Source organism: Bradyrhizobium iriomotense (assembly GCF_030160715.1).
Taxonomy (GTDB): domain Bacteria; phylum Pseudomonadota; class Alphaproteobacteria; order Rhizobiales; family Xanthobacteraceae; genus Bradyrhizobium; species Bradyrhizobium iriomotense.
On the sequence record NZ_BSOW01000034.1, the window covers coordinates 38,419 to 57,687 of the forward strand.

At 64.7% G+C, this 19,269-nt stretch carries 20 protein-coding genes; 10 read left to right on the plus strand and 10 right to left on the minus strand.

What is annotated here, in order from left to right; genetic code table 11:
* The first annotated feature begins 66 nt into the window (after positions 1–66).
* Positions 67–687, plus strand: a complete 621-nt coding sequence (locus tag QQL28_RS36010) for a TetR/AcrR family transcriptional regulator (protein ID WP_284273385.1) — start codon at positions 67–69, stop codon at positions 685–687.
* 33 nt (positions 688–720) lie between these two features.
* Here the strand turns inward: QQL28_RS36010 and QQL28_RS36015 are convergent, their stop codons facing one another.
* On the minus strand, positions 721–1,311 hold the full coding sequence (locus QQL28_RS36015) for an NADPH-dependent FMN reductase (protein WP_284273387.1): 591 nt from the start codon (positions 1,309–1,311) through the stop codon (positions 721–723).
* 61 nt (positions 1,312–1,372) lie between these two features.
* A complete protein-coding gene (locus tag QQL28_RS36020; RefSeq protein ID WP_284273388.1) occupies positions 1,373–2,314 on the minus strand; it encodes an AraC family transcriptional regulator in 942 nt (313 codons plus the stop codon).
* Positions 2,315–2,592: 278 nt separating this feature from the next.
* On the opposite strand from QQL28_RS36020, the gene QQL28_RS36025 reads away from it, so the two are divergent.
* From QQL28_RS36025 to QQL28_RS36035, 3 genes are all read left to right on the plus strand, one after another.
* Complete coding sequence (locus QQL28_RS36025) at positions 2,593–3,732, plus strand: DUF2336 domain-containing protein (protein WP_284273390.1); 1,140 nt, start codon at positions 2,593–2,595, stop codon at positions 3,730–3,732.
* Positions 3,729–4,061: a PilZ domain-containing protein gene (locus QQL28_RS36030; RefSeq protein ID WP_284273394.1), complete on the plus strand. Its 333-nt coding sequence runs from the start codon at positions 3,729–3,731 to the stop codon at positions 4,059–4,061. The genes QQL28_RS36025 and QQL28_RS36030 overlap by 4 nt, the downstream gene beginning before the upstream one ends.
* A gap of 96 nt (positions 4,062–4,157) precedes the next feature.
* Entirely contained in the window at positions 4,158–5,201 is a 1,044-nt protein-coding gene (locus tag QQL28_RS36035) for an HD-GYP domain-containing protein (RefSeq protein WP_284273396.1), read from the plus strand.
* Positions 5,202–5,245: 44 nt separating this feature from the next.
* Here QQL28_RS36035 and QQL28_RS36040 read toward each other — a convergent pair whose 3' ends face one another.
* Together QQL28_RS36040 and QQL28_RS36045 are read right to left on the minus strand one after the other, a co-directional pair.
* Positions 5,246–5,449 carry a hypothetical protein gene (locus tag QQL28_RS36040; protein WP_284273398.1) on the minus strand — a complete coding sequence of 68 codons (204 nt, stop codon included), beginning with the start codon at positions 5,447–5,449 and terminating at the stop codon, positions 5,246–5,248.
* A gap of 156 nt (positions 5,450–5,605) precedes the next feature.
* Complete coding sequence (locus tag QQL28_RS36045) at positions 5,606–6,283, minus strand: nitroreductase (RefSeq protein ID WP_284273400.1); 678 nt, start codon at positions 6,281–6,283, stop codon at positions 5,606–5,608.
* A gap of 141 nt (positions 6,284–6,424) precedes the next feature.
* Here QQL28_RS36045 and QQL28_RS36050 point away from each other — a divergent pair, with 141 nt between their 5' ends.
* Complete coding sequence (locus tag QQL28_RS36050; protein ID WP_284273402.1) at positions 6,425–7,387, plus strand: alpha/beta hydrolase; 963 nt, start codon at positions 6,425–6,427, stop codon at positions 7,385–7,387.
* Between the two features lie 7 nt (positions 7,388–7,394).
* On the opposite strand, the gene QQL28_RS36055 is transcribed toward QQL28_RS36050, so the two are convergent.
* Positions 7,395–7,853: a cupin domain-containing protein gene (locus QQL28_RS36055; protein ID WP_284273404.1), complete on the minus strand. Its 459-nt coding sequence runs from the start codon at positions 7,851–7,853 to the stop codon at positions 7,395–7,397.
* A gap of 138 nt (positions 7,854–7,991) precedes the next feature.
* Between QQL28_RS36055 and QQL28_RS36060 the strand changes: the two genes are divergently transcribed.
* On the plus strand, positions 7,992–8,870 hold the full coding sequence (locus tag QQL28_RS36060; RefSeq protein ID WP_284273406.1) for a dienelactone hydrolase family protein: 879 nt from the start codon (positions 7,992–7,994) through the stop codon (positions 8,868–8,870).
* An 87-nt stretch (positions 8,871–8,957) separates the two neighbouring features.
* Complete coding sequence (locus QQL28_RS36065) at positions 8,958–9,206, plus strand: hypothetical protein (protein ID WP_284273408.1); 249 nt, start codon at positions 8,958–8,960, stop codon at positions 9,204–9,206.
* A 196-nt stretch (positions 9,207–9,402) separates the two neighbouring features.
* Here QQL28_RS36065 and QQL28_RS36070 read toward each other — a convergent pair whose 3' ends face one another.
* The 3 genes from QQL28_RS36070 to QQL28_RS36080 are packed head-to-tail and all read right to left on the minus strand — an operon-like array spanning position 9,403 to position 12,172.
* Positions 9,403–10,338, minus strand: a complete 936-nt coding sequence (locus tag QQL28_RS36070; protein WP_284273410.1) for a CobW family GTP-binding protein — start codon at positions 10,336–10,338, stop codon at positions 9,403–9,405.
* 3 nt (positions 10,339–10,341) lie between these two features.
* Positions 10,342–11,832, minus strand: a complete 1,491-nt coding sequence (locus tag QQL28_RS36075) for an amidohydrolase family protein (protein ID WP_284273412.1) — start codon at positions 11,830–11,832, stop codon at positions 10,342–10,344.
* Between the two features lie 58 nt (positions 11,833–11,890).
* Positions 11,891–12,172: a hypothetical protein gene (locus QQL28_RS36080; protein WP_284273486.1), complete on the minus strand. Its 282-nt coding sequence runs from the start codon at positions 12,170–12,172 to the stop codon at positions 11,891–11,893.
* Here QQL28_RS36080 and QQL28_RS36085 point away from each other — a divergent pair.
* On the plus strand, positions 12,110–12,361 hold the full coding sequence (locus QQL28_RS36085) for a DUF3551 domain-containing protein (protein ID WP_348522545.1): 252 nt from the start codon (positions 12,110–12,112) through the stop codon (positions 12,359–12,361). The genes QQL28_RS36080 and QQL28_RS36085 overlap by 63 nt on opposite strands.
* Positions 12,362–12,395: 34 nt before the next feature.
* Here the strand turns inward: QQL28_RS36085 and QQL28_RS36090 are convergent, their stop codons facing one another.
* The gene (locus tag QQL28_RS36090; protein WP_284273413.1) at positions 12,396–14,018 is read right to left on the minus strand and encodes an ABC-F family ATP-binding cassette domain-containing protein; all 1,623 of its coding nucleotides are present in this window, start codon (positions 14,016–14,018) and stop codon (positions 12,396–12,398) included.
* A 119-nt stretch (positions 14,019–14,137) separates the two neighbouring features.
* Positions 14,138–15,736 (minus strand): multicopper oxidase family protein, encoded by a 1,599-nt coding sequence (locus tag QQL28_RS36095; RefSeq protein WP_284273414.1) that lies wholly within the window; start codon positions 15,734–15,736, stop codon positions 14,138–14,140.
* A gap of 239 nt (positions 15,737–15,975) precedes the next feature.
* On the opposite strand from QQL28_RS36095, the gene QQL28_RS36100 reads away from it, so the two are divergent.
* Positions 15,976–18,747 (plus strand): xanthine dehydrogenase family protein molybdopterin-binding subunit, encoded by a 2,772-nt coding sequence (locus QQL28_RS36100; RefSeq protein WP_284273415.1) that lies wholly within the window; start codon positions 15,976–15,978, stop codon positions 18,745–18,747.
* Positions 18,744–19,268 (plus strand): (2Fe-2S)-binding protein, encoded by a 525-nt coding sequence (locus QQL28_RS36105; RefSeq protein ID WP_284273419.1) that lies wholly within the window; start codon positions 18,744–18,746, stop codon positions 19,266–19,268. Before QQL28_RS36100 ends, QQL28_RS36105 begins: the two co-directional genes overlap by 4 nt.
* Position 19,269: the final 1 nt, after the last annotated feature.

Consider the following 19,269-nt stretch of genomic DNA (forward strand, 5'->3'; position numbering starts at 1 on the left):
TCAACACAAGACTGGCTATGTCAAGCGTCATAGAATACACCTTCACTGACATTCTGGACCTGCCCGATGACATCAACCACCCGCGACAAGATGATCGCCGGCGCCGCCGACTTGATGAGCCGGCGCGGCGTCAACGCCACCAGCATGCGCGACGTCGTCCGCCACACGGCAACGCCGCGCGGCTCGATCGGTCACCACTTTCCGGACGGCAAGCCGCAACTCCTTGCCGAGGCCGTTCGCTTCGCCGGGCAGCGGGTCTCCGTGCGGCTGGACAAGGTGCTGAGCGAGCTCGGCGTCATCGCCGGCTTTCGCGCCTTCGTCACATCCCGGCGGCGGCGGCTGGAGACGACGCAGTTCGAGGCCGGCTGTCCGGTGCTGGCGGTCGCCGTCGACCACTATGTCGGCGAGACATCGGACAAGGGCGAGACGCGCGACGAGGCCACGCAGCAGCATCTGCTCGACCTTGCCCATGACGTCTTCACCGACTGGCAGCAGGTCATGCTCTTGGCGCTCAAGCGAGAGGGCCTTGAGGCGGCGCGCGCAACCCGACTCGCCACCCTGGTGGTCGCCGTCATCGAGGGTACGGTCGCGCTGTGCCGCGCCGCGCGTAGCACGCAGCCGCTCAATCACGCCCAGCAGGAACTCGAATTGATCCTGTCCGAAGCCTTGGCCCGGAAGGCCGAATAAACGCGTTCCGCTTTTGTCGCGGGATCATGCCCCTTAGTACGGCGGCGGCTTGCGCGCGCGCTGTGCCTTGGCAGCCTCAACCCACCAGCTGAGATCGTCGGCAAAGCGCGGGAACGAGCGTTCCAGAGCCTTGCCGCCCTCGCCCGTCGGCTCGCCCTCGGCCGACAGCGTCTGCGCGATCGGACCGACCGCGATCGTGCTCGAGATCACCACCATCCCCATTTCCGACAGCGTGCCGTGCCAGGCGGTTGCGGCGCGTGCGCCGGAGAAGCGACCGGCCGAGTAGCTGACGATTGCGGCCGGGCGCCAGAACCATTCCTCGAGAAAATGGTCGGTGAGGTTCTTCAATCCCGGCTGAACACCCCAATTGTATTCGCCGGTGACGAACACGAAACCGTCGGCATCGCGGATCTGCGCGGCCAACGTCTCCAGGACCTCTGGCGCCTGGCCTTTGGGATGTTCCTTGTACATGCGGTCGAGCATGGGAAGGCCAACCGCCTTGGCGTCAATGAAAGTCACGTCGTCGCCGCGGCTCCGCAGGCCGTTAACGACGAAATGCGCCAGGCGAATGCCCATGCGGTCGGAGCGGTAGGAGCCGTAGAGGACGAGGATGCGATTGCCCATGATGCGCGCACCCTAGCATGAAGGGTCATGCCGACCTATTCACGAAAGTCGCGACGAAAGGTCAGGCCTTTCGGGCGCGCTCCAGCGTCTGCGACGGCGTTTCGCCGAACTGATGCCGATAACTTTTCGAGAAGTCGCTGAGGTGCCAGAAGCCGAAGGCAAGCGCCGCCGCCTTGACGCTCTCGGGCCCGGCCAGCAATCGCTTGCGAACGAGCCACAGCCGCCGCAGGCGCAGATAGCGATGCAGGCTCATGCCGCGATAGCGCTGGACCGCGTCATGCATGCTGCGCACGGACAGGCCGAGCTTCCTGGCCAACTCCTCGCTGTAGATGGGCTGCGCGAGATCGTCCATGAGCAGCGCGCGGATGTCCTGGAACGTCCTGAAATGCTGCTCGTTGTTGGCTCGCGCGGTCCAGCGCGCAGGCAATATGCCTTCGAACGCCGCGTCGATCCCGGCAAGGAGGGATTCTCTCATCGCCGATGCCTTCATCGGCCATTCGACGGCATCGACGGGTTCCGAGGCAGCCGTTATCACCTCACTGATCAGCCTGCGCAGCCAGCTCAGCGCCAGCGCGCTCGTTTCATAAATCCGGAAATTCGCTCTCGTCTCCGGCCAGCCGCGCCCGCTCACCTCCGGCGTGAACATCACCGAGGCGAATTGCCGCTCCACCTCCTCGACGGTGTTGTAGGCAGCGCCACCGCCGCCGATGACGATGGCCGTCCGATCCCGCTGCGCCCCGTTGAAACGGATGGGAACCTCGTGGTCGTCCATTGTGAAGCCGACCGCAGTGCAGTTCTTCACGAGCTGCGCATCCACGATACGTGGAAAGGACTTCGTGAAATTGACGTCGCAGCCCGGCAGATTCAGGATGGTCTGCTCGGCCGCGATCTTCCGCACGAGCGGCGTGAATTCCAAGTCCAGTGTTCGTATCGAACTGCGGAACTCATCAACGTCGCTGAATCGAAATATCTTTGGCCCCAACGTCGGCGCCCCAAATGTCATTCATCGCGAATCAAGAAAGCAATTCCACAACCGTCACCCGATTTGGTCACGCGCTCAATCGTATCTTGGGTTCTGCCTGGCGCGCTTGCCTGCGCGCAAAAAAACCCACACCGAGAGACAATCTCGCGGGCGAGTTTGCCGAATTTCGATATCGATTCAAATTGAAATAACGGTGCGATAGCACCGTCGCGTCCCTTCACTATAACGCATGTTTAACAACTTTGGCGCGCAATTGAGCCCGTAGAAACACTGTCGTTTTTTAGCGGACCAGGCCCGCCATGAATGCCATTTTGCCTGCGGATATTGTTGCCGAGCTCGAGAGCGCCATTGCAGGTTGCGCCTACGAGCGTCGTGTCCGCATGCTCCGTCAAACAACCGACCTGCTCGTTGCAGGTCGCGATCGTCTTCAGGAGCCGGAGATCAGTGCGCTGGACGAGGTCCTGCTTCGCATTGCGGAACGCATCGAGCCGAAGGCGCTCACGCAGCTCAGCACTGCGCTGGTCGAACTAAGCTTGGCCCCGAGGGAAACGTCGCGCCGTCTTGCCTTCCATGATGACCCCATGGTTGCGGGCCCGCTCCTTCTCAAATCGCGCACCATTTCGGCGAGCGACCTGGAGGCGATCGCGACATCACGCGGCGAGCAGCATCTGCTGGCGATCGCCGGAAGGAGCCCGCTTGATCCGGCCCTGACGGGGATCCTGCTCAAGCGTGGCGGCAAGAATGTCGGTCGCGCACTCGTGAGCAATCCGGGCGCCACGTTTTCCGAGGCGGGCTATGCCATGCTGATCGCCAGGGCCGAACATGACGGCGAGATCGCAAGGGCGCTGGCATTCCGGCCCGACACGCCCGACAAGGTTGTTCGCGGGCTCTTCCCCAGGCTGAAACCCGATGCCAGAGCCTCCATACTTGATGCCGCCGCCCCCGCCTTGCGCGAGCGGATCGAGACCGTGCTGTCTCCGACGCCAGCTGCGGCACGGCCGAAGCTGCCGTCATCCATCGACTATTCGGAAGCGCGGCTCTCCGTCGTTGCGCTCAACCGCGTCGGCAAGCTCAACGATTCAACCATCAACCGTTTCGCCGTTCGCGGCGAGGCGGCCAATCTGATCGCCTCACTCTCGGTGCTGTCGGGTGCGCCGATCGACGTGATTGAAAAAATCATCGCAGACGAGGATTGCGAAGCACTGGTCATGGCTTGCCGCGCCTCCCGCCTGAACTGGCAGACCACGCTCGCCATTCTCTGCAATCGCGGCGGCCCGCGCCTTTCCTACCAACAGCGCGAGCGCGCCCAAAAGCTGTTCGACGAGCTCTATCTTTCGACAAGCCAATGGACGGTGCGCTGGGGCGAAATGGCCGCGAGCGCCGGCGCCGCTACCGCGGACAATAACAACAACCGTGTGAAATCGGGAGCCAACCGATGAAATTCGATGGTCGCAAAGCACACCGCGTTCGGATGGATCACAAGCAGCCCGTCAATCTGATGGGGGCCGACGGCACCTGGCGCCGCTCCTGCGTGCTGCTTGATGTTTCGGACAGCGGCGCCAAGATCGAGGTCGAAGGCACCCTCGACGTGCTGCAAGCGAGGGAATTCTTCATGCTGCTGTCCTCGACGGGCCTCGCCTACCGCCGCTGCGAACTGGTCTGGATCGACGGAACCATGGCGGGGATCCACTTCATCAAGACGGGAAGCAAGAAAGGACCAGCGAAGGCCGACAACGAACAGGCGACGCAGAAGACCACGGGCAAGTAGCCGTCGCCGAAAGTCACAGTCGTGCCAGGTACCCGCCTCGTCGTGCCAGTCAAAGCGGAAAGCAGCGCCCCGGAGCCCCGGGCGGCTTCCTCATTCGTGCATGTGCTGGCCGACAGTTCCGACAAGCTGTCCGGGGTTTGCTCGATCGTCGAACGGAAATTCGCCGTGGCGGGCGAACGGCTCGATGCCGAGGCACGGCTGCCGCACTCGCCGCTTGCGGTCGTCGTGCGGGCGGACCTTCGCGACGTCGACAACATCGCTGCGCTGAAGAAACGGGCTGCGCGGCTGGCCAAGGCGAGCAAACGCATCTTCCTGGTCGAGCCGCCTACGCACGTTTGCATCTCGCAGGCATACGCCCTCGGCGCCACGCACGTCCTGCCGGGCGTGCCCAATCAGACCAAGCTCCTGGCGGCTCTATTCGGGTCGCCAAACCCGGATGCCACATCCGCCGATGGCCAATCGCAACCGGACGATGCCGTCGAGGCGGCCGCGACCGCCATCGGCGCGATGTTCAGCTCGGTCATGCTCGGCGAGACCATCGACGTCGATGGAACGAAGGAGGCCGGCAGCAAGATCGCCAACCGCATCGCCGAGCACGGCCTGTCGGAATGGCTCACGACTGTGCGGCGCCATCACGAGGGAACCTACCAGCATTGCCTGCTCGTCACCGGCATCGCCATTGATTTCGGGCTGAGTCTTGGCGTCCGGAAAGATGACCTCGAACGGCTGTACTCCGCGGCCATGTTTCACGACATTGGCAAGGCGAAGATTCCGCTGACGATCCTCGACAAGCCGGGGCGCCTCGACGCCAATGAGCGCACGCTGATCGAGACCCATCCGGTCGCCGGATACGAGGTTCTGAAGGATTATGCCAACATCTCGCCCGAGATCCTCGATGCGGTACGTCATCACCACGAATATCTCGACGGCAGCGGATATCCGGACGCGCTTTGCGCCGACAGCATCACGGATGTCGTTCGAATTCTCACCATCTCCGACATCTTCGCGGCGCTGATCGAGCACCGGTCGTACAGACCGACCATGCCGCGCGAAGAGGCCTACGGCATTCTCCTGGGAATGCAGGGCAAGCTGGAAAAGGCGCTGGTCGCCTCATTCAAGCAGGTCGCGCTGACCCGCTGATCGCGCATCGGCGCTTTCAACGCGCCGACCTCAAAGCGTCGGCCTTAGTGCGTCGCGCGGTATTTGGCGCGGCGCGGGATCGACGGGCACGCCAATCCCTCTGCCAACCGTTTCATGTCATCGCGCTTGCCGCTGCTGATCAGCCGGCCAAATTCCTCGGGGGTGAAGGGGAGACTTGGATCATCATCAACCGGATACCGCACTCGCGGCCCGAACAACCATCGCACCAGGCTAGCCAGCCGCCGCATGTCGATTCCCTCGCGCCAGCAACAAACCTTTCACCGCGCTTATTGTTCCTCCTGACGAGTCGAGATTGCAAGAGCCGGTTGGGAGTCCGCACCAAATATTTCGGCAGAAGATTTTTCTCCGAGCAAGCGGCAATGCGCGTCCGGAGTGCACGAGCTTCAGTCGGCAAATCCGACGAAGCGTACGAACTCGCTGTTCTCCTCCCGATCGGACCGCACGGCATTGGCGGCAAACGTGTCATCCGGATATCCCATCGCGACGCAGGTCATGATGACCTCGTCGTCGGGGATGTCGGCTACCTCGCGCACGATGTCGGAGCGCATGATGCCCTGCCCGTTGATGACAGAACCGAGACCGCGATCCCATGCCGCAAGCACGATGCCGTAGCAGAGCGCGCCGAGATCGAAATGGCAGACTGCGCCGGGATCGAGCACGCGGTCATAGGTGAGCACCAGCGAGACCGGCGCATCGAACTGGCGGAAGCCGCGCAGCACCCAATCCTGCCGCATCGGCTTGTCGTCGCGCGCGATCCCCATCGCGCCGAATAATTTCTTGGCGATGTCGACCTGCCGCGTGCGATGAATGCCCTGATACTCGCCATGGCTGACGATGTCGCGCTTGACCTTGGCGCCGGCGACCATCTCTTGCATGTTGCGTCGGCGTACCTGTTCGAGCGGCGCGCCGGTGAGCACATGAACGTGCCAGGGCTGGGTGTTCATCGAGGACGGCGCGCGCTTGGCCACATCGATGATCGCCTCGATCACTGCACGCGGCACCGGGTCCTGCTTGAAACCGCGCACGCTGCGACGGGACTGCACCAGCGTTTCGAAATCCACCTGTTCCCCCTGCCTCTCCTGCTTTCCGCGCCACGCAATTCGGCATGACGCGGCCGCATGTTGCCCACGCGGCGGTCGAAACCTATGCTAGCGCGCAAGCAAAACCAAGAACCCTCGCAAGAACCCTCGAAAGACCCGCCGATGGCCGCACCGCTCGATCCCGTCATTGCCCAGATCATCCCGACGCTGCCGCTGCGCGATCCCGCGACGATGACACCGCAAAGCGCCCGCGAGTCCCTGCGTGCACTCGCTGCCGCGCGCGCCGCCGTGCCGCCGCCGCCCGTGGACGAGGTCCGTGATATCGAGGTGAAGGGCGGCGCCGGAGCGCTCGCTGCGCGCGTTTATCGCGTCGGCTCGGCCCCATCGCCGACGGTCATCTTCTTCCACGGCGGCGGCTGGGTTGCAGGCGATCTCGACACTCACGACCGGCAGGCGCGATTCCTCGCGATCGAGACCGGCGCGGTCGTGATCTCCATCGATTATCGACGCCCCCCGGAGACGCGCTTTCCCGGCGCATTCGAGGATGCGTTTGCCTCAGCACGTGACGTGTTTGACCGCATCGCGGAATTTGGCTGCGACTTGAAGCGCGTCGGCGTCGCCGGTGATAGCGCCGGCGGCAATCTCGCAGCAGCCACCGCAATTGCCTGCCGCGACGCAGGCATCGGACTCGCCGGACAGTTGTTGGTCTATCCCGCGACCGACGCGGTCGGCAATTATGCTGATACGACCGAGAACGCGCGCTTTCCCTCGCGCGCCGAAAACGCGGAGGGCTATTTCCTGTCGCGCGCAGTGATGGAATGGTTCGCCGCCCATTATCTCGCCGAGCCCGGCCACGCGCAGGACTGGCGCGTCTCGCCGCTGCGAGCCAAATCACTCGCCGGTGTCGCGCCGGCCGTGGTTACGACCGCCTGGTTCGATCCGCTGCGCGACGAGGGCGCGGCCTATGCGCGGGCCCTCGAAGCCGCCGGCGTGCCCGTCAGGCACCACGAGGGCGCCGGCCTGATCCACGGCTATTTCAGCATGGGGGAAGCCTCCGAGACCGCGCGCCTCGAGGCACAGCGCGCGCGTGCCGATTTCAAGGCATTGCTCGCTCGCGGTGCGTGAAGCGCGGCTAGCTGCGCCGCGCCCGCTGCGCAGCCGTGTGGCCCCAGGCCTCGTCCCAGTCCTGGCCGCTGGCATCGACCACCCGGCCGTCGGCTTCGAAGAACCTGTTGGGCACCTGGAATATCGCAAGGATCAGCGCGCCCTCCGGGCACCAGGCGGCGTGACGGCTGCCGGCTTCGCGCCAGATAAACTCGCCGGCCCCGCACGCGATGCCCTTGGCGGGCCCCTCCTTGTCGACGAGCGCGCCTTCGATCACGTAGCTCTGCTCGATGCCGACATGCTCGTGATCGGGCAGCACCGCCCCCGGCGCAAACCGCATCAGGGCCGTCATCAGTCCCGTGCTGCGATCGAACAGCAATGTCTTGGCCTCGCAGCCCGGAAAGCGCGTTTTCTGCCAGTCCATGATCTCGGGTTGAACCAGGTGGGAATGCCGGTCGGCGGTTTGCGGGCCTGTCGGGGCGTCCATCGCAATGCTCCGTTCCTGCTGGATTATGAACGAGGCTAACAGGTTTGCGGCAACCGGTCAGCGCGCGGTGCAACAAGCGGAGTTGCATCTTCGTCTCCGCGGGTGTCTTCTGCCGGCAGACCAGCGCTTCCGACGAGCATGCCAGCCCATTTCACCCGTATTGTCTTGGCCGCGATCACCTCGATATGGCTGATCTCCGATGCGGCAGCCGCAGCAGAGACGGTCTATTTCCGCAGCGCCGACGGCCGCACGCAGCTCGTCGGCTATTTGTTCCGGCCGCCGAAGGCGGGTCCCGCTCCCGCCATCGTGCTGCTGCACGGCCGCGGCGGGCCCTATTCCAGCAACGTCAACGCGGACTGCACCGTCGTGGGCCCCAAGGTCTCCTCGCCCTGCAACGCCACGACCCTGTCGAAACGGCACGCGATGTGGGGCGAGTACTGGGCAGCGCGCGGCTATCTCGCGCTATTGCCGGACAGTTTTGGGCCGCGCGGCAAGGCGTACGGTTTCGGCCGCTTCACCCATGACGATCCCGACCGCGACGACGTCAATGAGAAGACCGTGCGCCCGCTCGATGCCGAGGGGGCGCTTGCCTATTTGCGCAGCCGCGGCGATGTGATCGGCAACCAGATATTCCTCCAGGGCTGGTCGAACGGCGGCAGCACCGCGCTAAACGTGATGATCCGCCAAGGCGCAAACCTGGCAACCGGCTTTCGCGGCGCACTCGCGTTCTATCCGGGGTGCGGGCCGAAGGCGCTGTTGCAGCCGACGATCTCGACGACCGCGCCGATCGCCATGTTCCTGGGCGCCAATGATGAGGAGGTGTCGCCCGCATTCTGCCAGCAGGCCGCCGACCGGGCGCGCCAGGCCGGCACCAAGGTCGACGTCACGGTCTATCCCGGCGCGACCCATGATTTCGACGATCCCCTGCCGCGACATCAGTCGGTCGCCGCGAACCAGGCGGCGTTGAACGACGTGCAGGCCAAGGCGATTGCTACGGTTGCCCGCTGGAAAAATTGAAGCGATTGCCAGGCCGCGCGCTGATCCTGCTTGATTGCGCCACGATTCGGAGTTCCAATTCCCGAACCATTGTTTAGGGAGACACCCATGATGAAGCGGATTTTCCTGGCTGCCGTCGTCGCCACCTTCGCAGCCGGTTCGGCCTTCGCGGAAGACACGTGCGCAACCAAAGCGGTCGGCTCGGACGGCAAGCCTCTAGCGGGTGCCGCCAAGACATCGTTCATGAAGAAGTGCAAGGTGGACACCTGCTCGGCCAAGGCCGTTGGCTCGGACGGCAAGCCGCTCGCCGGTGCCGCCAAGAACAGCTTCATGAAGAAGTGCGAGACCAGCGCTTAAAGCGCGGCGCAACTAAAGCGCGATGAGATTAGGATGAATCATCATCGCGCTTTAGGTTGTTGTTTGCGCATGATCTTTTCGGAAAACCGTTTCACACTTTTCCGGATCATGCTTTAGCTTTCGATCCCGATACGCCCGCTCGCGCGGGCGTATCTTGCTTTGGAGCGGCTACTCCTTGAAACGTCGTCGAAGGCTCTCACGCCGCGCCGGCGTCGATGCAGCCTTCCATGATCCGATCGATCTCCGCACGCGAGAGGACGCCGATCTCGGCAACGAAGACGATCCGCGTGCGCGGTGTCCCCTCGGCCATCGTCCCGCCCGCGGCCAGCGTCGCCCGGCCGCCAGCGAGTTGAAACACCGTCACCCGTCCGGGCTGCTCGACAGTCTCGAACAGCCCCTTTGCCCGCGCCAGTTTTGGCGCGAGCTGGCCGATCGCCGCCTGCAACCGCGGCAGCGACACCGGCCTGTCCGCCGCCCAGCTCATGGTCTCGAACCGCTCGGCGGCCGGCCGTTTCGGTCCCGGCTCGCGCGGCGCGGCGACGCGATCGACGTCGGGCGCAAACAGCAACGCCGCGGGCACTTCGCCCTGGACAGCATCGACCAGGACGGCTGAGGGGCGAATCGCGCGGATGGCATCGCGCATCTGCGTTGCGCCGGCCGCATCGGCCAGATCCACCTTGCTGAGCGCGATCAAATCGGCTGTCCGCATTTGAGATCGCAGCAAAGCGTCGTCCAGCATGGCCACCTGCATGGTTGCGTCCACCACGCACAGCACGGTTTCCAGCGGCGCTTCGCGAAAGATCAGCGGATCCATCAAATTGCGCACGACGTCCGCCGGATCGGCCACGCCGCTGGTTTCGATCACGATGACGTCCGGGCGCGGATCACGCCGCAGCAGCGCGGCAAGCGTGCGCAGGAGATCGCCTTCCAGCGAGCAGCAGATGCAGCCATTGGCGAGGCTCACCACGCCGTCGGCGGCGCCGGTGATCAGCTCGGCATCGATGTTGATCGCGCCGAAATCATTGACGACGGCGGCGATCCGCCGCCCGTCGGCGTGCGCCAGCAAATGGTTCACGACCGTGGTCTTGCCCGCCCCGAGGAAGCCGGCGACGAGCAGAACCGGGACGGGCATGCTTCAGCCCTCGGCAACGGGCCGGCGAACCGGCCGTCCGGGCCGTGCCGTCACATCCAGCACACCATCGGTGATCAGCGGATGACCGCTCACCACGAGATGGCGGACGCCCTCCGCCGCACGATTCATCGCCGAGAATTCCGCCCGGTCGGTCAGCGTCTCGTAGTCGAACACCACGATGTCGGCGTCAGTGCCGGCTGCGAGCCGTCCCTTGGCACGCATCGCGGGCGTGCTGTGCTCGAGAATCTGCGCCGGGATCAGCGCGCATTTGCGGATGCCTTCCAGCAGCGACACGGCGCGGCGCTCCCGCACCCACTCGCGGATGAAGCGCGTGAAGCAGCCGGCCGAGCGCGGATGCGACGTGGCGTCCTTGGGCAGCGGCCAGGCATCGCCGGTGTAGGTGCGGCCATCGGAGAGCGTCCAGGGCATGGCGTCGGACGCGATCGCGCCGCCGGGATACAGCACCGACATGTCCAGGAGATCGCGGTGGTGCGCGTTGTTCTCGATATCGAGGATGTGCCAGAGCACCAGCGTGGAGGGCTCCGCAGCCTGCGCCGCAAGCAGCTCCTCCCGGTCGCGGAAGCGCCGGCCGTCGGCGACCCGCTGCACGGAGTCGTAGCCCGTGCCGTTGCGCGCCACGAATTCGGGGTCACTGAAAAACGCGGCCGCGAGCACTGTCGAGCCAGTGCCGTAAGGGTAGGCCTCGACCGTGATCGGAAGTCCCTGCGACTGTGCCTTGGCGACCAGCTTCACGCAACGCTCAATGTCGGTCTTGCTGGAGGAGTTGAAGTGGCAGATGTGCATATGCGCGCCGGTGGCGCCGGCATAGCCGATCAGGCGGATATAGGCCTCGGCCGCGCTTTCCGGATCGACGCGCGACATGAAGGCGACGTGGGTGAAGGTCGGCACGTCATGGGTGGCCGCCAGCTGGCAAACCGCTGTGAGCTCCTGCACGCCGGCGCCCGGGGCGTAGGCGTTGAGGATGCCGATGCCGATGCCGCCTTCATTGAGCCCACCCGCGAGGCGATCGAGGATGCCGCCCACCTCGGTGTCGCTCGCCACGTTGTCGATCCAGCGGCGATCGCGCATGGCATTGCCGAACGCCTCCAGCGAGCTTTCCGAGTTGGAGCCCGTCATCGCGCCGATGCGCGCGAAGGCCCAGTTGGTGGAGGCGCCGTAATTGAGCACGCGTCCCTTCGCCGCCTGCCTGCGATACCAGGCAGCGACAGGGAGCACACCAGCCTCGAGGTCCAGCGTCGTCGTCACGCCGTCGAACGCCTGCATGCGATCGGCGGGGATCGACTGGCCATGCGCATGCAGGTCGATGAAGCCGGGCGCCACCACGAGGCCGGTCGCATCGATCGTCCGCTCGGCGCCGCCAAGGGAAGTGCCGACCGCGGCGATCCGGCCGTCCATGACCGCCACATCGCCAACGGCGTCCATCCCGCTGGCCGGATCGACCACCCGCCCGCCCGTGATCACCAAGCCGCCCATCTCTTAAACTCCCGCATTCCAAAAGCGGGAGCGAACGTAGCGAGCGCTCCGTGGACGTTCAAGCTGCGAGACCGCATGGCATCTCAAACGCCCACGCATCCTCGGTCGTCACGCCGTTCGCTATCGATGCACTTAGTCCCTGCTTGTTCGCCGTGACGATCGAAGATCGTCTACGTTGGCCGATCACGCACTTCTTCTTGAGCGCGGCCAAGTGCACCTTGCGCGGGTCGGCGGTGTCCTGTTCTATGGCGCCGGCTGGAACGAGATTGCGATGCGCATGCTTCGCCGGATAGTCCTGGCATTCACGGCGATCCTGGCTGTCGCCCCGGCCACGGCCCAACGCTACGATTCCCAATATCCGGTTTGCCTACAGAAGTGGGGGGAGGCCGGCGCCACCGCCATAGACTGCAGCTATACATCCTTGGAACAGTGCAGGGCGACGGCGTCGGGACTCTCAGCGACGTGCTTCGCCAACCCATATTCGCCGCAGCCGCGTCAGGTGCCGCCGGGGCGTGTCCACGGGCGATAAGGCCGCATCCAATAGGCCGCGAGATTGCGCTCTCCTACGACCGCAATCCCGGCGCTTCCTGCCCCGTGCGCGCGACGTATTCAGTGTAGCCGCCACCATATTGGTGGATGCCCTCCGGCGTCAGCTCCAGCACGCGGTTGGAGAGAACACTGAGGAAGTGCCGGTCGTGCGAGACGAACAGCATGGTGCCCTCGAAATCCGACAGCGCCGTGATCAGCATCTCCTTGGTGGCGAGATCGAGATGGTTGGTCGGCTCGTCCAGCACCAGGAAGTTCGGCGGGTCGAACAGCATCTTTGCCATCACAAGGCGTGCCTTCTCGCCACCCGAGAGCACGCGGCAGCGCTTCTCGACGTCGTCGCCGGAGAAACCGAAGCAGCCGGCGAGCGCGCGCAGCGACCCCTGCCCCGCGGTCGGGAACGCGTCCTCCAGCGACTGGAACACGGTGCGGTCGCCGTCGAGCAGGTCCATCGCGTGCTGCGCGAAATACCCCATCTTGACGCTGCCCCCCAGCGCCACGGTGCCCTGATCGGGATCGCTCGCACCGGCCACGAGCTTGAGCAAGGTCGACTTGCCGGCGCCGTTGACGCCCATCACGCACCAGCGCTCGCGGCGGCGGATCATGAAATCGAGCCCGTCGTAGATACGCTTGCTGCCGTAACCCTTGTGGACGTTCTTCAGCGCCACGACGTCCTCGCCCGAGCGCGGGGCCGGCAGAAAGTCGAACGCAACCGTCTGGCGGCGCCGCGGCGGCTCGACCCGCTCGATCTTGTCGAGCTTCTTCACCCGGCTCTGAACCTGCGCGGCATGAGACGCACGCGCCTTGAAGCGCTCGATGAACTTGATCTCCTTGGCCAGCATCGCCTGCTGGCGCTCGAACTGGGCCTGCTGCTGCTTCTCGTTCAGCGCGCGCTGCTGCTCGTAGAATTCGTAATCGCCGGTGTAGGTCGTGAGCGAGCCGCTATCGATCTCGATCACCTTGGAGATCACGCGGTTGATGAACTCGCGGTCATGCGAGGTCATCAGCAGCGTGCCTTCATAGTCGTGCAGGAATTTCTCCAGCCAGATCAGGCTTTCGAGATCCAGATGGTTGCTCGGCTCGTCGAGCAGCATGACGTCGGGACGCATCAGGAGAATACGCGCCAGCGCCACGCGCATTTTCCAGCCACCCGAGAGCTTGCCGACGTCACCGTCCATCATCTCCTGGCTGAAACCGAGACCGGACAATGCTTCACGCGCCCGGCCATCGAGCGCGTAGCCGTCGAGCTCTTCGAAGGCGTGCTGGACCTCGCCGTAACGCGCGATGATCTCGTCCATCTGGTCGGCCTTGTCAGGGTCGGCCATCGCAGCCTCGAGCTCACGCAGCTCGGCCGCGACTTCGCTGACGGGGCCTGCGCCGTTCATCACCTCGGCCACGGCGCTGCGGCCGCTCATCTCGCCGACGTCCTGGTTGAAATAGCCGATAGTGATGCCGCGATCGGTCGAGACCTGTCCCTCGTCGGGCAGTTCCTCGCCGGAGATCATCCGAAACAGGGTGGTCTTGCCCGCACCGTTCGGGCCGACAAGGCCGATCTTTTCGCCCTTGTTGAGGGCGGCGGAGGCTTCGATGAACAGGATCTGGTGGCCGGCTTGCTTGCTGACGTTGTCGAGGCGGATCATGAGGTCTTCGAGGGAATTTTGCGTTGCAGCGTAAATAGGCCATGCCGGCCCCCAGGGGAAGCCCGGCCGCACCCGGATTCTGCCCGCAGAGGCCGAATTCCCGCAATTCGCCCCGAGATTTAGGGCTTATAGACCTCGACAGTCTGCATCATGCCCATCTCCTCATGGTTCATCATGTGGCAGTGGAGCATGAAGACGCCGGTGAAATCGAGGAAACGGGAGCGGAACACGACTTGGCCGCCCTTGCGCTCCACGATCACGGAATCCCGCCATTCCGGCGTGGCCAGCGCCTTGCCATTGACCGAGACCACCTGGAACGGATTGGTGTGGATGTGGAAGACGTGGTCGTCATGCTCATGCGTGTTGACGATGGTCCACTCCTCGACCGCCCCCAGCTTGACGCGATGATCGATCCGGCCGGGATCGAACTTCTTGCCGTCGATGAAGAAGCCGAACTCCTGCCAATGGCCGGCGGCATCCGCCTCCGGTGCGGTCGCCGACAGCACCACCTTGCGGCGGTTGGTGATCTCCGTGTCCTTGATGGTCGCGAGCGGCGCCGGCGGCAGAGCGCGCGGCAGCTTCATGTCCATCGGCGCGCCCGACACCACGATCCGCGCGAGGGGCCCGACCGGCGACGGATGGCCCTGATCGTAGGGAGCGGCGTTGAAGGCATAGGTGCCGGGGCTGCCGGCCTTCACCAGAATGTCCGCGCGCTGGCCCGGCGCGATCAGGAGCTGCTTGAGAGGCTGCACCGCGCCGAGCTGGATGCCATCATATGCAATCGCGTGCAGGTCGTGCTTCTCGAGGTCGAGCAGCATGTCGTCCTGATAGGCCGCGTTGAGGATGCGCCAGCGCTGCATCTCGCCTGGTCGCATCTCGATTACTGGCCGCCGCTGCCCGTTGATCGCGAGGAACCGCGTTGCCGTCTCCGGGAACAGCGTCTCGAAATTCTCGATCATGCCGTTGGCATCAAACACCACCTGGGTCAGCACCAGAAGGCGCTCGCGCGCCGCCGTGATTTCCGGAACCTCCGCAAAATCGCCCTCGATGATGGCGGCGCCCACCATGCCGCTGGACATCTGGATGTCGGCGCTGCCGTGGTGGTGAGGGTGATACCAATAGGTGCCGCTTGTGTGATCGGCCGGCAGCGTGATCTCGATGTTGTAGCTATGGCCGGGCGCCATCGAGCGCATGACATTGTCGGCGATGCCGCTTGGGCTGACATGCGCACCGTGGAAATGGAAATTGGTGTTGTTGAACTGGTGCGGATGGCTGATGTCGGCGGGCAGCCCGTCGCGGTTCGGCGGCATGTCGTTGACCATCTGGATTCGCAGCGTGTCGCCTGGCTTCATGCGCAGGGTTGGTCCCGGACTGCCGCCTTCATAAGACCTGACATAGAGCCTGACGCCGCCGATCTGGCGATAGGCGTAGCTGCAGCGCAAGGTCGTGCTCAGCACACCATTGACGGAGCGCCGCACCTCGGGCTCGACCAGCGGCTGGTCCGTCGCCGGCACAGGCGTTTCCGGCACCATACCCATCGTCGGCGACATGTCGGCGGTGTGCGAGGCGCCTGCATGGTTATGCATCGCATGCTGGGCATTCGCGGCACCCGCGAACAATGTCAGTGCGCCCGCCTTGAGACCGCAATCGAGCAGTTGGCGCCTCGTCATGCCGGCCGTCGTGCCGACCGGAGAGAGATCGTTCGAATCCTGCTGCATGTGAGTTCCCGCCCCCTCGTGATCCCTTCCCTCAATCAATTTGATTCGACTGCAAAGCAAGGGAGAAAATGGGAATTTCGTCGCAAGCGCGCGGCGTCTTCATTCGTTGTAAACGCCCTACCCGTTTCTATCCTCACATGACGAATCATGACAGCTTCACGCGAGCGTTGGCGCGTACCAATTGGGCAGCGATGCCGTCAGCATCGCGGCGCTCTTAAACCTTGTACAAGGATCAGAACATGCGGCCTTCGCGACGCGAGTTCGTGAAGTGGTTATCGGCGGGCGGCATCTCGGTCAGCCTGTCGCACTTGGCTTCGGCGGCAAACGCTCCCTTTGCGACCCATGAAACCCTGCCCGGGCGTGGCAACTTCAATCCTGCGACAAAAGGCGCGGGCCGCGTCGACGGCGTTGCCAAGGTGACCGGCGCAAAGCTCTATGCCTCCGATTTCCGCGCCAGCGATCTGCCGGGTTGGCCACCGGCCACCTCGCGCGCGATCCTCGTGCGCGCCAACGACGCCACGCATGTCTACACCGGCATGGATCTCGCGCGCCTTTCCGGCGCGCTGAAGCCGTCCGTCGTCGTCACCGCTGCCGATCTCGATCGCATCGGAACGCAAGTGCCGGAGTTCTACGCCGGCGACCTGTTCTGCCCGCCCGGCAAGACGCCGCTCTATCTCGGGCAGCCGGTCGCGCTTCTCATCTTCGAAAAGTTCGACGCCTTCGACCAGGCACGCCTGGTGCTGCGCGATGGCACTTTCGTCAAATTCGGCGAGGAAACCGGGCCGGTGATGGCGCCCGATTACGGCTCCTTCCGCTTCACACGCGTGGCAGGTAGCACACCTGAGAAGCCGGATATCTATTCGCCGATCCAGGCCGGCTGGGTTTCGCCCAAGAAGGTCCAGAGCGCCGCGCTGCCGGTGTGGTCACCGCTCGCCAAGGAGATGCCGGCCGACTACACCAAGGCGGCCAAGCATGGCGAGCAGATCCGGGCTGCGCTTGCAGCGGGCGATTCCTCGCTGCTGGTGCTCGACCGCGAATTCGAGACGCAATCGGTCGACCCGATGTTCCTCGAGCCCGAATGCGGGCTCGCCTGGTACAATGGCAAGGGTGGCAATCTCGAGCTGGTGCTCGGCGTGCAGTCGCCCTATGAGGCGGCCGAGTCGATCGCGCATCTGCTGGCCAAGGCCCGCGCGCCCTACAAGCCCGCGCACATCAATGCGCAGTTCGCCCATGTCGGCGGCGGCTTCGGCGGCCGCGATCACACGCCGTTCATTCTTTATGTCGCGCTCGCGGCGATCTGCTTTCCGGGCAAGCCGGTGCGGCTCGCCCATGACCGCTACCAGCAATTCCAGGGCGGCATCAAGCGCCACCCGATCAAGATGCGCTCGCGCATCGGCATCGATCGTGCGAGCGGGACGATCAAGGCATTTGCGGCCGACCACGTGCTCGACGGGGGCGGTCTCGCCAATTTCTCGGCCAACGTCGCCGTGGTCGCCGCCACCGGTGCGATCGGCATCTACGATATTCCAAAGGTCGATGTCACGACCGTGGCGCTGCATTCGCGCGGCGTCACCGCAGGCTCGATGCGCGGCTATGGCACGCTGCAAACCATGACCGCGCTCGAAGTGCTGATCGACGAGGCGGCTGGCGAGCTCAAACTCGATCCGATCGAATTCCGCCGTCGCAATGCGCTGAAGCAAAACGGCCGGACCATGACCGGCAATCCCTACATCGTCTCGGTGCGCACGCCGGAAATCCTCGACAAGCTGGAAACGCATCCGATCTGGCAACAGCGCGCGCAGTTCAAGCAGGCGTCATCGGACCGGCTGGTCGGCACCGGGGTTGCCTGCGTGACCAAGGACTACGGCTCCGGCGCGGATTGCTCGCTCGGGCGCGTCGAGCTCGGCGCCGACGGCAAGATCGCGATCTTCTGCGATCACGTCGAGATGGGCAACGGCATCGGGACGGCGCTAGCGAACCGGGTGGCGAGCCATCTCGGCACGATTGCCGACGAGGTCTCGGTCGCCCGCGTCGACAGCTACGACGCCCTCGGACTCGTCACCTCCGGCGATCCCTACACGATCGATCAGAAGACGCAGGATGCGGCCGAGAGGAATCCGCGCTGGGTGCCGTCGATCAGCTCGGCAACCAGCGCCTCGATCGGCGCGCATGTCGGCACGCATTCTTCGGCCGAAGCCGCCCGCGTCATCTTCCGCTTCGGCCTGTGGCCCGCGGCGCTGGAGCTCTGGCACATCCCGAAGACCGATCCGCGCGCACGGCAATGGGCCAGCGCGCGCTGGGAGAACGGCCAGCTCGTCATGCCCGGGCTGGAGCCGCTGGCACTGCCCGCGCTCGCCGCAACCGCCCATGCCCGCGGCTTCGTCACCGGTGCGGTCGCGCACAGCTTTTCCCGCTGGGCCTGGTCGCGCGCCCGCTTCCCGCTGTTCGGCGAGCAATACCGCGCCGACATCGACGCCCTCGCAATCCGCCGCGGTAACGGCAAGTTCGAGCGCATCAACCGCACCAGCGTCAAGTTCCCGCCGACCGACAACAACCGTATCGGCACCGCCTACACCTCGATGTGCGGCACGGTCGTCCGTGTCGAGATCGAGCGCGCGACAGGCGCTTTGCGCATCGCGAAGGCCTACAGCGTGTTCGAATGCGGCACAGCTCTCGTGCCCGAGGTCGTCATGGGCCAGGCCCATGGCGGCTTCGCGATGGGCGTCGGCTATGCGCTGCTCGAGACGCTGCCGCCCTTCGAAGGTGGCCCGGGCAACGGCGAATGGAATCTCGGGCGCTACCTCGTCGCGCGCGGCTCGGACCTGCCCTTGCGCGATCTCGAGATCGAGATGCTGAAGCCACTGACACCGGACGAAGAGCCGAAGGGCATGGCGGAGGTCGTCATGATCCCAATCGTGCCCGCACTCATCAACGCCATCCATGATGCCACCGGCCACCGCTTCCGCGCCCTGCCGGTCACATCAAGCCTTCTGAAGGGAGTGCTCGCGTGACGACACTTAGCCTCACCATCAACGGCCAGAAGCATGGTCCGGTGGAGGTGCGCGACGACCTCTCGATGAACGATTTCCTGCGCGAAATGCTCGGCATGACCGGCACGAAATTCGGCTGCGGCGCCGCGCAGTGCCTGAGCTGCGCCATCATCGTCGACGAGCCCGACGGCACCAGCTACACCAGCCCGACCTGCATCGCGCCCGCCGTGAATTTCGACGGCAAGTCGATCCGCACCGTCGAGGGCCACGCCAGGGACGGCGCGCTCTCGGCCCTGCAAAAGGCCTTCATCGACCATTTCGCCTTTCAGTGCGGCTACTGCACCGCCGGCTTTCTCAACGAGGGCCAGGTGCTGCTCGAGCACCTGGCGCGCAAGCCCGTGCCACGCGAAAAGCTGGAGCAGACGATCGCCGACGCGCTCGACGGCCATCTCTGCCGCTGCACCGGCTACATCAAATATCACGAGGCGGTGCGCGACGTGATCCTGGCCGATTCAAACCGCTACCTCATCGCGACCAAGTGAC

Bases quoted from the DNA above. Each gene is read 5' to 3' on its own strand.
- QQL28_RS36010 (WP_284273385.1), top strand. From the start codon at position 67: ATGACATCAACCACCCGCGACAAGATGATCGCCGGCGCCGCCGACTTG.
- QQL28_RS36015 (WP_284273387.1), bottom strand. From the start codon at position 1,311: ATGGGCAATCGCATCCTCGTCCTCTACGGCTCCTACCGCTCCGACCGC.
- QQL28_RS36020 (WP_284273388.1), bottom strand. From the start codon at position 2,314: ATGACATTTGGGGCGCCGACGTTGGGGCCAAAGATATTTCGATTCAGC.
- QQL28_RS36025 (WP_284273390.1), top strand. From the start codon at position 2,593: ATGAATGCCATTTTGCCTGCGGATATTGTTGCCGAGCTCGAGAGCGCC.
- QQL28_RS36030 (WP_284273394.1), top strand. From the start codon at position 3,729: ATGAAATTCGATGGTCGCAAAGCACACCGCGTTCGGATGGATCACAAG.
- QQL28_RS36040 (WP_284273398.1), bottom strand. From the start codon at position 5,449: ATGCGGCGGCTGGCTAGCCTGGTGCGATGGTTGTTCGGGCCGCGAGTG.
- QQL28_RS36050 (WP_284273402.1), top strand. From the start codon at position 6,425: ATGGCCGCACCGCTCGATCCCGTCATTGCCCAGATCATCCCGACGCTG.
- QQL28_RS36055 (WP_284273404.1), bottom strand. From the start codon at position 7,853: ATGGACGCCCCGACAGGCCCGCAAACCGCCGACCGGCATTCCCACCTG.
- QQL28_RS36060 (WP_284273406.1), top strand. From the start codon at position 7,992: ATGCCAGCCCATTTCACCCGTATTGTCTTGGCCGCGATCACCTCGATA.
- QQL28_RS36065 (WP_284273408.1), top strand. From the start codon at position 8,958: ATGATGAAGCGGATTTTCCTGGCTGCCGTCGTCGCCACCTTCGCAGCC.
- QQL28_RS36070 (WP_284273410.1), bottom strand. From the start codon at position 10,338: ATGCCCGTCCCGGTTCTGCTCGTCGCCGGCTTCCTCGGGGCGGGCAAG.
- QQL28_RS36075 (WP_284273412.1), bottom strand. From the start codon at position 11,832: ATGGGCGGCTTGGTGATCACGGGCGGGCGGGTGGTCGATCCGGCCAGC.
- QQL28_RS36085 (WP_348522545.1), top strand. From the start codon at position 12,110: ATGCTTCGCCGGATAGTCCTGGCATTCACGGCGATCCTGGCTGTCGCC.
- QQL28_RS36090 (WP_284273413.1), bottom strand. From the start codon at position 14,018: ATGATCCGCCTCGACAACGTCAGCAAGCAAGCCGGCCACCAGATCCTG.
- QQL28_RS36095 (WP_284273414.1), bottom strand. From the start codon at position 15,736: ATGCAGCAGGATTCGAACGATCTCTCTCCGGTCGGCACGACGGCCGGC.
- QQL28_RS36100 (WP_284273415.1), top strand. From the start codon at position 15,976: ATGCGGCCTTCGCGACGCGAGTTCGTGAAGTGGTTATCGGCGGGCGGC.